We start from the raw sequence: 16,721 nt of genomic DNA, 5'->3' as shown, positions 1-16,721 counted from the left end.
AATTTATGGTTATTCTAATCGTAGACGACAGTTATCAAAATCGGAAATTAATTTCAGCCCAGTTGGAAAGCGAAACTCGAAAAATTTACACCGCTTCCAATGGAATAGAAGCTTTGGAGATTTTGGAAAATACGGAAGTGAATCTGATTATCTCCGATATTTTAATGCCCCAAATGGACGGATACCAATTCTGTTCTCAGGTAAGACAGAATGAGAAGTTCAAACATATTCCGTTTATCGTATATACTGCGACCTACACATCCGATTCCGATGAAAAACTTTCTTTTGATTTGGGAGCGGATGCTTTTTTGAAAAAGCCGGCCGGTCTTAAGTTACTGGAAGAGACGGTAGCAAACGTAGTCAAAAATCCTAGATCGGAGCGTAATGTCAAAAGATTGGTCATAGACTCCGCACCACTCCGACAATATAATCACCGACTTGTGGAAAAATTAGAGGAAAAAAATTTCGAACTCCAAAAGAGGAGTGAAGAGTTAGGTTACGAAATAGAGGAAAGAAGAAGGGCCGAAAGGCTGAACCGAGAAGGTGAAGAGTTATTCAAGGAACTGACGGATGCGATCCATGAAGTGTTTTGGATGACCAGTCTTTCTAAAAATGAGATGGTGTATATTAGCCAAGGATACGAACAGATTTGGGGAAGATCCAGGCAAAGTCTTTTTGAAAATCCGATCTCCTGGATTGAATCTATTCATCCGGATGATAGGGACAGGGTATTTAATAACGCAAAGACAAACCAGGTAACGGGAGAATATAGGGAAGAATACAGGATCGTTCGTCCGGACGGAGAGATCCGATGGATCCGGGACAAGGCATTTCCTGTTAGGAATGAAAAGGGAGAAACCGTTCGGATTGCCGGAATTGCAGAAGATATTACCGAACATAAATTGAAAGAATCCCAGTTAAAGGAAGTGGAAAAAAGAAGGGCAGAGCTGGAAGAGCAACTTATACAGGCCCAAAAACTGGAAAGTTTAGGCACCTTAGCAAGCGGGATCGCCCACGATTTTAATAATATACTTTCCATCATCATGGGTCATACCTCCGTGATAGAGAGTAATAGGAATAACCCGGAAAAATTTTCTCAACATATAGCGGCTTTGCATATGGCGACCCAGAGAGGAGCGTCATTGGTAAGGCAACTTTTAACATTCGCCAGAAAAACGGAATTTAATCTAGAACTTATTCAAATAAACGATATCATATTAGAAATAAGTAAACTGATATCTCAGACCTTTCCTAAAAATATCCGCCTTTTTACAAACTTCGAAAAAAATCTTCCTTGGATCAAGGCGGATGCCAATCAGATCCATCAGGTTTTACTAAATTTATGTGTGAACGCCAGAGATGCAATGCCGGACGGTGGAATTCTAAATATGGAAACATTTATAACAGCGGAGGAGAATTTAAAGCCGGGATATTCGAAAAATTTGGCTGAAAAATATATAGTCCTTAGGATCTCGGATTCCGGAAGTGGGATGAGTGAAAAAACAAAACAAAGGATTTTTGAGCCATTCTTCACAACAAAAGAAATAGGCAAGGGGACAGGGCTTGGGCTTGCATTGGCTTACAGTGTGATAGAGAATCACAAGGGTTGGATAGAGGTAGATTCCGAATTAGGAAAAGGTACGACATTTTTCGTATACTTGCCTGTACCGAAAGAAAAATCGGAAGTGATTATAAAACCGATTTCTTCGGAATCCGAGTTTTCAGGAGGCAACGAAAGTATTCTTGTAATTGAGGACGAAGAACTTCTCCGAAATATGTTGGGAGATCTTTTGGAGTCCAAAGGTTACAAAGTGTATTTGGCTGCGGACGGAGAGGACGGTGTAGAACAATTTCTATTGAGGCATTCGCAAATCGATTTGGTACTAACTGATCTTGGTCTTCCAAAGTTCGGAGGAGAAGAAGTGATCAAAAGAATCAGGGCGATTCATAATAACGTAAAGATAATTTTAGCAAGCGGGTTTATGGAACCTGAGTTAAAACTTGCCTTAAAAGATTTCGGGATAAGTTATTTTATCCAAAAGCCTTATTTGGGAACAGAGATCCTTTCCTGCATCCGTTCCACTTTGGACCAAAAATAAGATATCACTTAATCTTATCTTATGTTGAAAATAAAATATTGATCTGTGTAGTAATGGCCACGGTGTTGGTTTTAATTTAAGTGAAAAAGAGAAACGAAAATGAGTCGTGCACGTCCTTTACCGGTCTTAACTCGGAGGCAAAAAACTTTCAGAATTTCTAATAGAAAAAACGGCGCAGATCTCCGAAACGGATGGAGATAGAAGAGTATTAGGATAAAGTTCGTATGGAGAACACGGAGTTTCCTATTCGTGTATTCGGGTCTCTTTAAGAGTTTTTTCACTTTTTTAGTTGGGCGAGTAATGTAATAAGTTGTTTTCGGTCGACAGCCGACATGCCTCGATACAGGCGAGCATTCATTTTCCTACCTGCACGAATTATTTTCAAACGTGTATTTTTCCCGGACATCGTTAACCGAACCCGAGATTCTCGTGCGTCAAGGGAGGAGCGCTCTTGGATTGCAAGATTCAGGTCGACCAGCTTTTGCACTAACGGGGTAACGCTAGATTGATCTCTAAAGATTTGTCTAGCAATCTCTTTCATCGATTGCGGGCGATCCCCTTTGAGAGCGCACAGAACGGCTCCCATTGCCGGAGTTATATTCGTGACCCCGAAACGTACGTAATCCCTTTTCACTTCGTCAAGAATTTGATCTCGTAACACGGTAATCAGGACCAATAGTCTATCTTGTTTCATTCTTCTCGCATCCTCCATTTCCTTTCTCAGGGAAAAGTCCTATGTTTGTCGAAAATTGCTTTGAATACCAAGCAATTTTCGCATTTAATAAATAGATTTCTAAAATTTATGATTTACTGCACAGATTGTCGGTCTCTTACCTTACCTGAGAATTTTTAAAATGCTTTGGATCCCAAGCATCTAGGAGGGAAAATTGCCCGCTGATAATATATTTACGCGATTTCTTTATTTGATATTCGCTCTCGTTTCCTATACGGTGTATCTTTTGAGTACGTTAATTTTTGTTTTTCGTCTTCTCGACCTCACTAGATTCATAGAGGCTTTAACCTTCGAATTTCAATTTGGGCTAATAGGGTCGATCTGTTTAGACGTTGCGTTAGTAGCGATGTTCGGTATCCCTCATAGCGTTATGGCAAGAGCCGGGTTCAAAGAGTATTGTCGCAGAATAATACCATTGCCGATCGAGCGGAGTCTTTACGTTTTTATCGCTAGCGTAGCCTTGATCGCTCTCTCGTGCCTTTGGCAGCCGATTCGTTTTGAAATTTGGAATATTAAGAACGATTTCGGAATGTACGCAACATATTCGATTTTTATAATAGGGCTTATTTTGGCCGTTGTCTCGACTTTTTTAATAGATCATTTCGAACTTTTCGGATTGAAGCAGGCCTGGAATTATCTGAAGAAAACCGAATCACATAATTCCGAATTTGTTTCGCCGTCACTTTATAGATTGGTACGTCATCCGATGATGTTCGGAATGATCTTAGTTCTATGGAGTACACCTTTAATGGATCTGGGTCATTTGATTTTATCCACAGGTATGACTCTTTATATCGTCATCGGGACATTTTTTGAAGAAAGGGATCTGGTCCGGACTTTCGGAGAAAAGTATATCCAATATAAACATGAGGTTCCCATGTTTTTACCCTCTTTCACATTAAAACAAAGGATGAAATCGGAGAAAAAAGTATGAAAGTTGCCAATATGATATTGTCCCAAAGATTCTGCGGCCCGGCGCTCGAACAAATCGGTCCTGTAAAAGACGCAAGCGATCTGGGACGCTTTGGCTAGATCCTCGGAATTGGGATAATACGAATCAACAGTGGTAGCCGCTTCTACATAGAGGGAAACTTTAGGGACCTATCTCAATTTCATCTTACGGATCTCTTCTGCGACCGGGATGTTTTGGTATTCTATCCTTTCTTTTTCGTAGTAGAGTAGAGCTTCTATCGAATTTGTTTTCGGAAAAAATTTTCGGATCTCTGTGAGCGGGATACGGATCGTATCTGAGTTAGGGTTTTTGTTGAAGAACTCAGTATTTTCCGCCCTTAGAATGAGTTGCAGATCTTTCGGTTCGAAAGTTTTGATCTTATCCGATTTTATAATATTCTCGAAGAGTGTTTCTTGTTCCTTTTTTCTTGAGATAGTGCGAAAGGGGATCGTAGTCCATTCGAATAGAGCTCCGATATCCGCAAACATTCCTAGAATATATCGATTCCATGGTTTGTCATCCGAGTCCAGTTGTCTGTATCCGTCGGTCTTCTTGTAATCGTAATATACTTTTTTGGTTTCTAAGGTTTTTCTTTTTTCTACCGTTTCTTGGAAGGAGGCGCCTTCTATTTTTAATACCAGCTCGAAGTTTTGGAATTCGAAGTCTATTCTGCCCTTATTAGAGATGATCACTTCTTCTTTTTTATCCAGTAAGCGAGAATCTATCGTTTCCTGTTTATAAGGAAAAACCGTAAAACAATTTAGGAAAGAAGATTGGATCAAAACTAAGGCCGCAAAATAGAAATAGCGGAAAGAGCGAAATTTATTCACTGAAATAAAGGTACCATTCCGTAGGCGGACTCGAATGCATCCGCCTGCTCTTCACAGGCCCAAAGTTCCAGACTTTTATCGTAATTTTGATTTGTGACCAAGGTGAAAATCGTTTGGTTTTTTCGGATCTGGCACTTGATCGTTTCTATTAATCCCTGTCTGTTCCGATTGCATGCACTTGCGATTCGTAAAATTGCGGAAAGTTTTTCGACTATCTCCTGTTCTTTTGGACTCACTCTTTGGAATTCTCTATGTTTGGATTTGGGGGAACTTTTACGATGGTATCTTGCTGTGAGCGCTATGATCTCTATTTCTCCCCAGGTAAAGCCGAGCATAGCCTCCGAGTTTCGGATCAGATAATAACTGTGTTTATGATAGGCCGAATGTGAAATGAATAAACCTATCTCATGAAGTAAGGAAGAAGCTTCCAAATATTCTCTTTCTTCCTTTCCCAATCGATGTACCGACTGTAATTGATCGAATATATCCAAGGCCAGTTTGGCTACATGGCGGGCGTATTCCTGGTCCCTCGTATAGGAAACTAAAAGATTCAAAATGGACTTTTGGCGGATATCGTCCAGATGTTTGGAATGTTCCAAATCCTGGAAATGTTCCCATTTTCGGATCGTATCGTAGATTAATCCCTCCCTAAGCGCGAACTCGGAAACCGTCATTTCCGGGAGATCAAGTAACTGAAAGAGTTCGTCCAGGATCAATATCCCGCCTACGATGATATCGGAACGTTTCGAATCGAAACCGGGGATCTTACTTCTCTTTTTGGAAGTATCCGCTTCTAAGATCAGATTCCTGGCACGTTTGAATTCGGAGGATTGGAATGTATAATGATTTAACGGTCTTTCTTCCGTTTCTCCCTCGAAAGCCCGAATGATCCCGGCAGTTGCTTGGACTGTTCCGGAGGAACCTATGATCATTTCCGGTTTTAGGTCTCGGATGATCTTTCGGAAAGGAAGAATGATCTCTTCCACATAAAGTTTACATTTACGTATCTGAGAGGAGTCCAAGGTTTCGGATTTTAGGAATTTTTCGGTGAGTCGGATCGCTCCTAATTTGAAACTTTTGGAGAATAAAATATCCCCTCGATATCCGACTAAAACTTCGGTACTTCCTCCGCCTATATCCACAAGCAGGACCTTTTTATCGAATACAGGAAGACCTTGTAGGACCCCGAAATAGATAAGTCGGGCTTCTTCATATCCGCTGATGACATCGATCTTGATCCCGGCTTCTTTTAAAGCGGCGGCCTGGAATTCTGCACGATTGGAGGCTTCTCTCATTGCAGATGTAGCAACTGCTCTGATCTCCGCTTTTGAGTTATCTGCGAGCATCTTAAAACGCTTTAAACACTCGATTGCACGCCTAAATGCGGGAGGGTCGATCTCTCCTCCTTCTTCTAAACCGCTTCCGAGACGTACGTTCTCCTTCTCTCTGGCGATTGCTTCAAAGGTCCCGTTTTCTCGGACCCGGACGATAATCATGTGAAAGGAGTTTGTGCCTAGATCGATGGCAGCTAGGGTGTTTTCCCGGACCATAAGTTCCCCAAGTTTATGGAGGTCACAATGGGTTCCAATTTGTTTTTCGTTTTTTTTGTTTTGGAATTGCCCCGGAGGATCGGGCCGGAAATATTGAATTGGATCGCGACCGTAAAATCCTAGAGATTTTCGCCGATTCTGCAGATAATAAATAAGATCAACCAGCCTTCTGGCAGCAAAGGATAGAAATGATATTCGATAAGCTATACGGATTATTTTCCAACGATATGGGAATCGACCTCGGAACCGCAAACACTCTCGTCCATGTAAAAGGGCAAGGTATCGTTCTTTCCGAGCCTTCCGTAGTAGCGGTCCACGCAGCTACGGGCAAAGTGCTCGCAGTAGGCCAGGAAGCAAAAAGAATGTTGGGACGTACTCCCGGCGAGATCGTAGCGATCCGTCCTATGAAAGACGGGGTGATCGCGGACTTCGAAACTGTGGAAAAAATGATCCGCTACTTTATTGCAAAAGTCCATAACAGAACCACTTTCGTAAAGCCAAGGATCGTGATCGGAGTTCCTTCCGGGATCACCGAGGTGGAAAGACGTGCGGTCCGCGAATCCGCAGAACAAGCAGGAGCAAGAGAGATCTTCTTGATCGACGAGGCATTGGCTGCCGCGATCGGTGCAAATATTCCGATCAACGAACCTGCGGGTAACATGATCGTGGATATCGGCGGTGGAACTACCGAGATCGCCGTGATCTCTCTTGGCGGGATGGTGATCGCCGAGTCCATCAGAACAGGTGGAGACGAGTTCGATGATGCTATCATCAAATATTTAAGAAACCAATACAATCTGGTCGTCGGAGAAAGAACTGCGGAAGATATCAAACTGACTATCGGTAACGCGTACCCCGAAAAGAAAACCGAGACCATGGAAGTAAAAGGTAGGGATGCGATCTCCGGATTACCTCGTACTCTGGAATTAGAATCCAACGAGATCCGCAAGGCTCTCAAAGAACCGACTGACGAAATTTTAGACGGGATCAAAAGAGTTCTGGAAAGAACTCCACCTGAACTTGCTTCGGATATCGTAGAAAGAGGGATTGTTCTTACCGGAGGAGGATGCCTTCTTCGCGGATTGGAAACTTATCTTTCCAAAGAAACCGGCGTGCCTGTGTTCAGAGCGGAAAATCCTCTGACTTGTGTAGTGCTTGGGACCGGAAAATTTTTGGACGAAGTTAAGTATCTGAAACCAGGGATCCGTTAATTCGGATCTCGGTCTCCGGCTGATCGTCGGAGTCCGATACGGAATTTTTTATGCTTTGGCTTCAAGTTAATAAAAGTAAGGAAACCGTTTCCCTTTTATTCTGTATCGTATTCTCGCTTCTTTCTCTGACTTTTAAGAGTAACGTTTTTGTTAGAGGGATCGCAAGTTTCCAGAGAGTGGGAGATTCCGTTTCCGGTTCCATTGACGGAGTGGGTTCCTTTTTTAAAGGAGCTTATACTAAATTAGAATCTTTTGAAGCGGTCCGTCAGGAAAGGGATGCTTGTGTCGCTGCGATAGACGATTATAAACTTCTTCCCCAAGATCTCGAAAGGGTGAGCCGAGAGAACGAAAGTCTCAGAAGAGAATTACGTTTTAATACGAAACAAAAGTATTCTACGGTCAAAGCGGAAGTTCTTTCCGTTCGATTGAATTCCATCTATCGTACGATCATTATAGATAAAGGTTCCGAAGCTGGGATCAAACCTTATATGCCTGTCACTGCAAGAGCGGTGAATCAAAAGGGTGAAATTATAGAAGCTCTCGTAGGTAAGGTGATCGCAGTCACCGGAGGATCCGCAGTGGTCCAGCCAATCATCAATTCCAATTTTAGTATGGGTGTTTCCATTCCGGAAAGTAATCTTTGGGCCACTCTTTCCGGAAACTCCGGAAGAGGAATGGAAGCTTTGATGAATTATATAGATAGCGGTATCATCATCGATCCAAGGATTTTCGGAGATTATCCGATGGGTCCAAGCGAGATGATCCAGTACACCGAATCTTTAAGTAAGATCGGCAAACCTGTTTACAGTTCCGGTTCTTCCGGAATGTTCCCGCCCGGAATTCCTGTTGGTATTATCACGGAAGAAGGTCCGCGCAACGGAAGTTTTAAGACTGCATTCTTAAAACCTTTTGTTCGTTTCGATATGTTGGAGTCGGTTACAATTCTCATGAAACTTCCCGAAAAATGGGCGGAGACCTGGCCGGAAGGACAGAATATCAATATCGAAAATCCGTACTTTGGTGAATTGAATTATCCTAAAGAAGAAAAGGAGCCTAAGGCACCGACTCCAAACGGAAATAAACCTGCAGAGGCTCCTAAAACCCAGAAACCGGAAGGGAATGGCCCCGGATTCTCTGACGAGGAAACGAACTGATGATCTTAGAATATATAGTCATTGGTGCCGGGATCTTGATCTCTCACTTCTTGAACGGCACAAACCTATTCGAGATCTCCGGATTTAAGCCCGACTTTATGGTAATCTTTGTTCTATTCTTTGCACTTAGAAAAGGAACAATGGCTGGGATCTGGATCGGATTTTTCGGCGGATTACTTTCGGATTCAGGTTTAGGGGGAGAAATAGTCGGAAATGTAGTTACCTATAAGATAGGGCTTCACTCTCTCACGTTCTGTATCATGGGATACCTCGTCGGAAAGTTCGCAAGACCTGCTTATCACGAAAATCAGATTTCCATAATGTTATATTCTCTTATTGTAACGTTGATCTCTAGGATCGCTTCTTATTTCCTATTTTCCTTATTCTTTCATGAAAATCTAAATTACTCCATCATCAGTACGTCGATCTTTAACGGAGCGATCGCTCCTATTTTCTTCTGGGTCCTTGGAAAATTGTACAGATTGGAGCAGGCGGAAGGCTAAAATGTTGGGGGGAGGAGGATCTTCTTCAGCAACAGAATTTAGACTGGAGCGCAGTTTCAGGCTAAGGCTGTACATGTTCTCCGGACTTGTGGCGTTTGCTTTGATCGCCTTTGTGATCCAGCTGTTCAACCTCCAGATCGTGCAAGGTACGAATAACTCTTTAAAGGCGGAAAAGTTCGTCCGAAAAAGTGAAACCATTCCTGCTGCCAGAGGAGAAATGTTCGATCGGAACTTTCTTACGCCTGAAACTTCGATGGCGCTGGTTTCCAATTATTCCAGTTTGGATGCGGTACTAAACACTTCGCTTCTCAAATACGACCCTGTTAGAGTTAAAAATTTTTTACAGGAATTCGCAAGGACCCTTTCCATTCCGATGTCTTATTATGAAGAGGACTTACTCGAGCCTAAATTTTCCAAAAAGATCAAAACCAAAAAGCCGTTCGTACTTTTGGAAGCGATCTCCAAGGCTCAACAAGAGCGTATATCGGTTTTCGATAATATATCTAAATACGTGATCTTGGTTCCTTCTCCTAGAAGGATCTATAAGATGGGTCCTGCACTTGCGCATGTGACCGGATATATAGGTAAGCCTAGTAAAACGGACCTTCTTACCCGAGAGATCAAGTCTTACCAATGGCTTGGAAAAGACGGGTTGGAGCTCCAATACGATTCCCGACTCCGAGGAACGGACGGATTCCGAATCCAGAAAAGAAGTTCCGAGGGAAATATCGAGGAAGAAAGGGTGGTGGAACATTCTACTCCCGGAAACAATCTTGTTCTCACGATCGACAAAGACATCCAACTTGCCGCCTATAAGGCGCTAAAAGGAGCTAGGGGAACCGCGATTGCGATGCGTCCCTCCACCGGCGAAATTTTGGCAATGGCTTCTAATCCGAGTTACGATCCGAATGTTCTCTCCGGAAAAAGTAGATCGGAAAGGACTGCACATTATAAGAGGGTCGATGCGAACGGCGGATTTTTAAATCTTGCGATCCAGTCCAAATTTCCTCCCGCTTCCACCTACAAAACATTAGTTGCCCTTGCCGCTTTGGAAAGCGGTCATAAGGTGGATTATACTCCTGAAACCAGTTACCAATGCAACGGTAGTTACACTTTAAAATCCACGTTTGCAGGAGTGCCGGATCAAGTATTTTATTGTTGGGAAAAGGGCGGGCATGGCACGAATGATCTGGCTCACGCTCTTCAAAAATCATGTTCCGTATATTTTTATAACCTAGGATACAAACTTGGTTCCGATCCTATCTTGACGTATTCCCGTTTATTCTTATTGGACCAAAAATCCAAGGTGGATCTTCCGGGAGAGATTGCAGGTCAGGTTCCTTCTCCTGCTTGGAAAAAAAGGATTTATGGGACCCGATGGTTCGATGGAGATACGATCAATCTTTCTATCGGACAAGGGTTCATGTCCGTTACTCCGCTTTCCATGACTTTGTTCTATGCCGGATTATTGAATAAAGGACAGATTTACCAACCTTATATAGTAAATGAGATAAGAGATCCTTTAGACAATTCAATCATCAATCGCACGGATCCTCAGAGATTAAGCGATATTCCGATCCAATCTTCTACAGTAGAAGCGATCAAGACGGGACTTAGATTGGTAGTGAAGAATGGAACCGCTGCATTCGTATTGAATAAGCCCGGACTTCCGGATATTGCAGGGAAAACAGGAACCGCCCAGACAAGAAGAAGGGGATCTTCCGGATCCAACCACGCATGGTTTATCGGATACGCTCCTGCAAATGCCCCGGTCAGCGAACAAGTATTAGTCGCCGTATTCGTAGAATATGGAGTAGGGGGGGCGGCCGGAGCGGCACCCGTCGCAAGAGAAATGTTCAGAGCCGCTTTTCCTCCCGGAAGTTTTAAAAGAACCGCGGAGATCCCAGAGACTGCTGCTCCTATAGCACCGGAGAATGTACAATGATGTCGGATCGTTCCATAGATAGGATCGACTACTTTTTAGTAGGCTCGGTCATCATAGTAGTGATATGTAGTGTTCTCACATTGTACTCGCAAGAATATAATTTTGACGATCCGAGTATCGGACTCATGGGCCATAAATGGTTCAAACAGTTCTTGTTCTTCCTGCTTGGACTCGTCATTATGTGGTTTCTTTCCAGGGTCAATTACCAATTGATCGGGGCTTACGCATTATTCATCTATGGATTTGCCATTCTATTATTAGCGCTCACTCTTGTGAAATGGATCGGTTATCTTCCTTCCAGTAGAGGGGCAAGATCCTGGATCAAGGTCGGACCATTCTTGTTGCAGGCCTCGGAGTTTGCAAAACTTGCGACTGTGATACTACTCGGTCAGTATCTGGTATTAAAAGAAAAAGAAATGAAGAAGTTAGTCGTACTAGTTATCCCATTCGGGATCGTTCTTCTTCCTATGGCTTTGATACTTTTACAGCCGGACTTCGGGACTGCCGTTTCCTTTTTACCGATCTTATTTACCATGTTGTTTTTGGGAGGAGCCGACTATTTCCATATCGGTTCCTTCATCACATTCGGAGGGATCTCGCTCGTTCTTCCGATGTACGTGGAATATTCCAAACTCACTCTGTTAAACGATATCCTAGCCTTCTTACAAAGAACGGGAAAAACGGACCTTCTATCCGTAGTAAACCGATTGGGGGGAAAAACTTGGCAGGTCCTCGACGGGAAAGAAGTAGCCGGAGCCAATTTAACTCCTAAGACGACCGCTGCGCTACGAGAAGTTTTCGATCAGGTAATCGATTTAGAAGCGAGCTTCGTATTTAAACTGCTCTCCAATCAAGGATTACTGATCGGAGTCGGCGCAACACTTATCATATTCAGTATTATTATGATCCTTCTTCGCATCGCCAGGGGAAGTAAAACATTACGTTCTTATTATATTCCTCTCGGGATATTAGGGATCAGTCTGATCTCTGCGGTAGTCGTAATGAAAACCGTTCCTTTCCGGGAAAACCAGGTCATTCGATTGACTGCATTCTTAAATCCTGACGAGTTCAAACAAGATGCGGGATACCAGCTTAGAGCATCCAAACCTGCGGTCGGATCCGGAAAATTATTCGGAAAAGGATTTTTGAATGCAGAAATGACGGAAGGAAAAATCCCACATGTTCCCGAATCCAGTACGGATTTCATCTTTGCATCCTGGGCGGAACAAACCGGATTTTTAGGTTCGGTGTTTTTACTCTTCTTCTTATTTTCCATTCCGCTTCGGGGACTGCAGATCAGTTATGAAAGTAAGGACAGATTCGGCTCGCTACTTGCGTCCGGAATCGTAGCGATGTTATTCTATCATATGGCGATCAATATCGGTATTGTTCTCGGGCTATTACCTGTGACAGGGATCCCACTTTCTTTCATGAGTTACGGCGGTTCTCACTTACTTATGTCCATGGCGGCGGTTGGGATCATTCTTTCCATCAAGATGAGAAAACACGCAAACTAAGTTTTTCAGGGGGAAAGCTTTCCCCCTGGCCTGAGCCAAGGTCTCAGGCCACCCCCTTCTCCGGGAAAATTTCCTTTAAAAAAGCCCGGACCCGATCATTATTTAGGTGGGAATCCAGGTTCTCGGAATTTTCCCATAATTAAATTTACTTTATGGGAAAGTAAGGGACCGATATTAAGGATACTAATAACTAAACCTTTCTAAAAATACAGTTTAGTGTGGCAAAAGCCGGTTTTCACTTAATATGGAAAGAGTAAAAGACTCCAGATTTCTATTCGATCTGAAAAGAAAGTTCCGTTATATCTTGGAAGAAGTGGAGAAAAATACCTACGACCAAGATTCGGAAGTCAGAGAATTAGAAACGCTCTGGGAGGAAATGTTCGACGTCGCTTCCCGAAACGACACTCCTTACTTTAAGGCTAGACTTTCCAATTTAAAAAGACAGTTAGACGGCTTTGTTCGAAACAAGGCTTACGAAAAACAAGAGTTCGATCGGATCTACAGGCAATTAGAGAAGATACGTAAAGACGACACCGTGGAATTTTTGGACGAATCCATGCGCTCCACATTGGGAAGGATAGCGGAAAATACGAACCGGGTTGCAGCTACCGTAGCCGGTTCGGGAATAGAGCCCGGTTCGCTGAACGGGATTCCCTTACTCCTTACATTTAGATGCGGCACAGTCCATTTTATCGTAAAATCCGGACCTAAAAAAATATTCAAAAACGTGAATCGAAACAAGGACAAGGTCCTATACGAAGGAAAAAAATATCCTATCTTCCCGAGCAGGTCGATTTATTTTTCTTGGGAAGGAGAAGGTCGAACCTGGGAAACCGAACCAGGGACCTTACTCATGATCCGTTATCCGGAAGGAATCCGATTCTTTAGATGTGACGCATTAGGAGATACTTTCCGTATCCCGGAAGATACTTTTAAAAGAAGATTACAACCTACGGACAAACAATCTTCCGAGATTCGTTATTATTTCCGCAAAGCAGGAATTCGATATTATTATATTCCCCAAATGGGTGAGTGATAAACGGGATCTTATGGTATTCGAGGAATTAGAGACTGAAAAAGGGTCAATCTCCTTTCTACAACAGAAAGATTATCTCATTCAGGAACTTGATTCGTTCTTTGATTTGATCTATTCCGCAAAGAGCGATACAATTGCAGTCCATTCTTCCCATTTACCGGAACATTTTTTCGATCTGAAAACCGGGTTTGCAGGCGAGATCTTTCAAAAAATTACCAATTATCAAAAACGATTCATCATCCTCGGCGATTACTCCAATATTACCTCTAAAAGTTTTAACGATTTGATTTACGAAAGTAACAAAAACGGAAAAGTGATATTTTCGGAGACTCTGGAAGCAGCAATCCGGCTGCTTAAGTAAATTCTAAATTATACTCTGTGCGAAAAACACCGCCTAACATAAATTTATCGTAATTTAGGTTGCAATTTTCCGCATTCGGAAGAAAATCCAAAACCTTTCCGATGCAGAACAATACTTCTTTCTGGGACAATTGGACATTCGAAAGCCTTTTCGACTTATATACCGAAGGCTTGGATTTTTCGAATTCCAAAGAACTAAAGATCAATAAAGAGACAAACTCTTATGATTGGGTGGAAATTCCGACAGCTTGCGTCCAGATAGAAAGTTTATTTCATCTGATCAACGAACTCGTCCTGAGGGAAAAAATATTCTATGACCAAAAGTTTTCCGCAGGTTGGAATTCCTTCGAGAGTCTGGATTCTCTGGACGGGAACCTGCTTATTTCCGTCGATATTCCTACGTATAACCCGGAAGTGGCCGATTCCAGGAACAAAGCCTTACAATTATTATGCGCCACCGACCTGATGAAAAAACATCAGGAAGAAAATTTTGAAGGATATAGAAAGAATAAACAAGCTCCTCACAGTTATTTCGGTCAGGTAGTTTGGGGGGCCGCGGGAAATTTGGGAAGGAGTTCCTTTCTAGAAGCTCATTACGTAGCTCATCCGATCAGAGCTTCCCTGTTGGAACAGGTTCCCCTATTCAAACCTCAAACGGATATAAATTCGGAAATTCAAGAATGGATCGATAATGAAAGGATCAAAATGTTCACTAGTTTGACTCCGGTTGGTAAGATGAATAATTTCCAGTTAATACTTCCCCCCTTAGTGGCAGAAGTGATAGAATCCGCTTCTAAACTTTCCGAAATCATTCCTTCCACAATGAAAGCTAGAGAAAAATATAAATTGATTCGGGAATGGATCGGAGAATATCAAACCGCCGTAGAGACTGAAAATCCCGCTAGTATATCTAAGTTTAGAAAAACCTTGGATTCAGTTGTCCAAGACTTGGATAAAATGAGAAAGGTATCCGATATGGGAAGTACCAAAGTTGGAATTTCTTTCATTAGTTTGGATTTTCCAGTACCTAAATTGCCGGATTATAGAAAGTTTTGGGGGATCAGAGGCGCCTTAAATAAACTGTCTTTAAATCAAAAAGGGGAAAAGGCACTTGCTAAACTTTTGCATTGGTTGGGTTGTCCGGAGGGAAACGAATTCGAAAAAATTAGGGAATATTTTCGTTTATGATTTCCCTTTTCGAGGATTGCCGCCAACGTTGGTCGGCTATTTGGAGCTGGAGACCGACGAATGAAGTTTAAAGTTTTATTTATATTTACATTTTGGGTTTTTGTTTCCTGTAGTATGCTCGATCCGACTTATGATCTGGATGATTCGTATGGGAAACGAATGGGTTGTATTGCCGTGCTTGTTTCGTATAATGCCTGCACGGGAGGCTCAACGGATCCAGATAGGCAGAATTCTTGCCTAACGGAATCGATAGTTGCCGGCGGAAGTTGCTTCGTGAATTAAAAGCGATGACCCGAAGGCGGAGAGATTACTCTCCGTCCTCGAGTAGGTTGTTCAAACTATCCAGAAGAACATCCACTTCCACACCATAGCCCATACAAACTTGCTCGATCGTTTCGAGTTCGTTGATGGAACAATGAGAGCAACCGCCCAAATGATAGCTGGAGAACACTAATCCTGCTTCCGGATGAAGACCGATCGCCTCGCCTACCGTCATTTCTTTAAAAAATCTTGGCTTGACCGCTTCCGACATGGGGGAAATCTCCTAAGTACTGGTTTTCAGTTCCAGTATATAGACTCCCTAGGCCAAAGTCAATTCCATGTTTTTTCAAGAAACCGGCAAATTCTATATTCGGATCGAGGAAAGGTTCGAGTCCTCTCATTATCTCTACAAATATTTCCCCGACGGCTCGGATGAACCGATCCACGGCCATTCCTTTAAGGTAGAAGTTTATCTTTCCGGCCAAAAGAATATCGGGGATGACGGGATCAGTTTCGACTTTTTGACCTCTAAGCGTAAGCTCAAAGAACTAGTGGCTGAGTTAGACCATATTCTGATCAACGATCATGCGGATTTTCAAAAGACCAATCCTACTTCTGAAAATATGGCTCGTTGGTTCTATTATGGCTTAAAGGATAGTGTCGCAGAAGCCAAAGGTAAAGTGGATCGGATCGTGATCCACGAAGGCCCGGAGAACTTGGCATATTTCGAGCCGAATTAACGGTTTTTTCGCACAGAGGCCACTTAGATCGCGGAGGGGGCTATTCATTTTTTGGCTCAGTGTCCTTGCGTGATCTCTATGTGAGACCTTCTACACTTCGGCTTGGCTCGAGGAAAAATAACTCTATATCTTCCCATACGTAAAAAGAAAAACTAAATTAGCCACCGCATAAGAGATCGTGAAATAGAAACCGATCCGTAAAGGGCGGGGAAGTTTCATCACTCCGCAAAGAACGAAGTGAACCGCTAAAAAACAAAGTGCTAAAGTGTTTGTCCAAAGCACTGCCTTGACCGGCTCCGAGTCGGCACCGTATAAAAGGAGAAGCACCGTAGGCAAAAGTCCGAGAAAACTCATGAACCCGCCTGTGGCGATCCAGACCATGAGGATCATTCTGGACTGTCTTTCATCCGGATGTTGGAATACAGAGATGGCTCCCCCGACCACTAATTGGTGTAAAAAACCGTGGAAAGCGTAGACCAAACTTACGCATAAAAATAGGATCGTAGGCAGGTTGAGATGATTCAGGTCTGACAACTGGGAAACTCCGATTTCTTATCGACGCACAAATCTTACGGAACGGCTTTCGCTTCACAACTAATTTACTGTTGACCTTCGATTGAAAAAAACTAGGATAACAGGCCT

General features: G+C 42.8%; 16 protein-coding genes. 11 read left to right on the top strand and 5 right to left on the bottom strand.

Annotated elements, in window-relative coordinates:
- Positions 1 to 5: 5 nt before the first annotated feature.
- Complete coding sequence (locus tag LEP1GSC192_RS04705; protein WP_020768938.1) at positions 6 to 2,099, top strand: response regulator; 2,094 nt, start codon at positions 6 to 8, stop codon at positions 2,097 to 2,099.
- A gap of 277 nt (positions 2,100 to 2,376) precedes the next feature.
- Here the strand turns inward: LEP1GSC192_RS04705 and LEP1GSC192_RS04700 are convergent, their stop codons facing one another.
- Positions 2,377 to 2,793 (bottom strand): MarR family winged helix-turn-helix transcriptional regulator, encoded by a 417-nt coding sequence (locus LEP1GSC192_RS04700; RefSeq protein ID WP_036089094.1) that lies wholly within the window; start codon positions 2,791 to 2,793, stop codon positions 2,377 to 2,379.
- A 256-nt stretch (positions 2,794 to 3,049) separates the two neighbouring features.
- On the opposite strand from LEP1GSC192_RS04700, the gene LEP1GSC192_RS04695 reads away from it, so the two are divergent.
- Complete coding sequence (locus tag LEP1GSC192_RS04695; protein WP_232420969.1) at positions 3,050 to 3,766, top strand: isoprenylcysteine carboxylmethyltransferase family protein; 717 nt, start codon at positions 3,050 to 3,052, stop codon at positions 3,764 to 3,766.
- Between the two features lie 167 nt (positions 3,767 to 3,933).
- Here the strand turns inward: LEP1GSC192_RS04695 and LEP1GSC192_RS04690 are convergent, their stop codons facing one another.
- Together LEP1GSC192_RS04690 and LEP1GSC192_RS04685 are read right to left on the bottom strand one after the other, a co-directional pair.
- Positions 3,934 to 4,614: a hypothetical protein gene (locus LEP1GSC192_RS04690; RefSeq protein WP_020768839.1), complete on the bottom strand. Its 681-nt coding sequence runs from the start codon at positions 4,612 to 4,614 to the stop codon at positions 3,934 to 3,936.
- A complete protein-coding gene (locus LEP1GSC192_RS04685) occupies positions 4,611 to 6,164 on the bottom strand; it encodes a Ppx/GppA phosphatase family protein (protein ID WP_036089090.1) in 1,554 nt (517 codons plus the stop codon). The genes LEP1GSC192_RS04690 and LEP1GSC192_RS04685 overlap by 4 nt, the downstream gene beginning before the upstream one ends.
- 188 nt (positions 6,165 to 6,352) lie before the next feature.
- Here LEP1GSC192_RS04685 and LEP1GSC192_RS04680 point away from each other — a divergent pair, with 188 nt between their 5' ends.
- The 8 genes from LEP1GSC192_RS04680 to LEP1GSC192_RS04645 all read left to right on the top strand — a co-directional run bounded on the left by LEP1GSC192_RS04680 (position 6,353) and on the right by LEP1GSC192_RS04645 (position 15,078).
- Positions 6,353 to 7,375, top strand: coding sequence for a rod shape-determining protein (locus tag LEP1GSC192_RS04680; protein WP_008595388.1), 1,023 nt, complete (start codon positions 6,353 to 6,355; stop codon positions 7,373 to 7,375).
- 50 nt (positions 7,376 to 7,425) lie between these two features.
- Positions 7,426 to 8,529: a rod shape-determining protein MreC gene (gene mreC / locus LEP1GSC192_RS04675; protein ID WP_020768887.1), complete on the top strand. Its 1,104-nt coding sequence runs from the start codon at positions 7,426 to 7,428 to the stop codon at positions 8,527 to 8,529.
- Positions 8,529 to 9,032, top strand: a complete 504-nt coding sequence (mreD, locus tag LEP1GSC192_RS04670; RefSeq protein ID WP_020768798.1) for a rod shape-determining protein MreD — start codon at positions 8,529 to 8,531, stop codon at positions 9,030 to 9,032. Before mreC ends, mreD begins: the two co-directional genes overlap by 1 nt.
- A 1-nt stretch (position 9,033) precedes the next feature.
- Positions 9,034 to 10,977, top strand: coding sequence for a penicillin-binding protein 2 (gene mrdA / locus LEP1GSC192_RS04665; protein WP_036089085.1), 1,944 nt, complete (start codon positions 9,034 to 9,036; stop codon positions 10,975 to 10,977).
- Positions 10,974 to 12,494 (top strand): rod shape-determining protein RodA, encoded by a 1,521-nt coding sequence (gene rodA / locus LEP1GSC192_RS04660; RefSeq protein WP_036089084.1) that lies wholly within the window; start codon positions 10,974 to 10,976, stop codon positions 12,492 to 12,494. Before mrdA ends, rodA begins: the two co-directional genes overlap by 4 nt.
- Before the next feature lie 244 nt (positions 12,495 to 12,738).
- Positions 12,739 to 13,530 (top strand): hypothetical protein, encoded by a 792-nt coding sequence (locus LEP1GSC192_RS04655; protein ID WP_020768806.1) that lies wholly within the window; start codon positions 12,739 to 12,741, stop codon positions 13,528 to 13,530.
- 13 nt (positions 13,531 to 13,543) lie between these two features.
- Positions 13,544 to 13,891 (top strand): DUF4180 domain-containing protein, encoded by a 348-nt coding sequence (locus tag LEP1GSC192_RS04650; RefSeq protein ID WP_020768926.1) that lies wholly within the window; start codon positions 13,544 to 13,546, stop codon positions 13,889 to 13,891.
- Positions 13,892 to 13,950: 59 nt separating this feature from the next.
- Positions 13,951 to 15,078, top strand: a complete 1,128-nt coding sequence (locus LEP1GSC192_RS04645; RefSeq protein ID WP_232420959.1) for a hypothetical protein — start codon at positions 13,951 to 13,953, stop codon at positions 15,076 to 15,078.
- A gap of 307 nt (positions 15,079 to 15,385) precedes the next feature.
- Here LEP1GSC192_RS04645 and LEP1GSC192_RS04640 read toward each other — a convergent pair whose 3' ends face one another.
- The gene (locus tag LEP1GSC192_RS04640) at positions 15,386 to 15,610 is read right to left on the bottom strand and encodes a DUF1858 domain-containing protein (RefSeq protein WP_008593840.1); all 225 of its coding nucleotides are present in this window, start codon (positions 15,608 to 15,610) and stop codon (positions 15,386 to 15,388) included.
- 67 nt (positions 15,611 to 15,677) lie between these two features.
- Between LEP1GSC192_RS04640 and LEP1GSC192_RS04635 the strand changes: the two genes are divergently transcribed.
- Positions 15,678 to 16,079, top strand: coding sequence for a 6-carboxytetrahydropterin synthase (locus LEP1GSC192_RS04635; protein WP_020768896.1), 402 nt, complete (start codon positions 15,678 to 15,680; stop codon positions 16,077 to 16,079).
- Positions 16,080 to 16,202: 123 nt separating this feature from the next.
- Here the strand turns inward: LEP1GSC192_RS04635 and LEP1GSC192_RS04630 are convergent, their stop codons facing one another.
- Entirely contained in the window at positions 16,203 to 16,613 is a 411-nt protein-coding gene (locus LEP1GSC192_RS04630) for a hypothetical protein (protein ID WP_020768959.1), read from the bottom strand.
- Positions 16,614 to 16,721: the final 108 nt, after the last annotated feature.

The organism is Leptospira sp. B5-022, from assembly GCF_000347035.1.
Taxonomy (GTDB): Bacteria; Spirochaetota; Leptospiria; order Leptospirales; family Leptospiraceae; genus Leptospira_B; species Leptospira_B cinconiae.
Note: the sequence above shows the minus strand (reverse complement) of the source record. Positions and strands in the feature narration are given on the sequence as shown.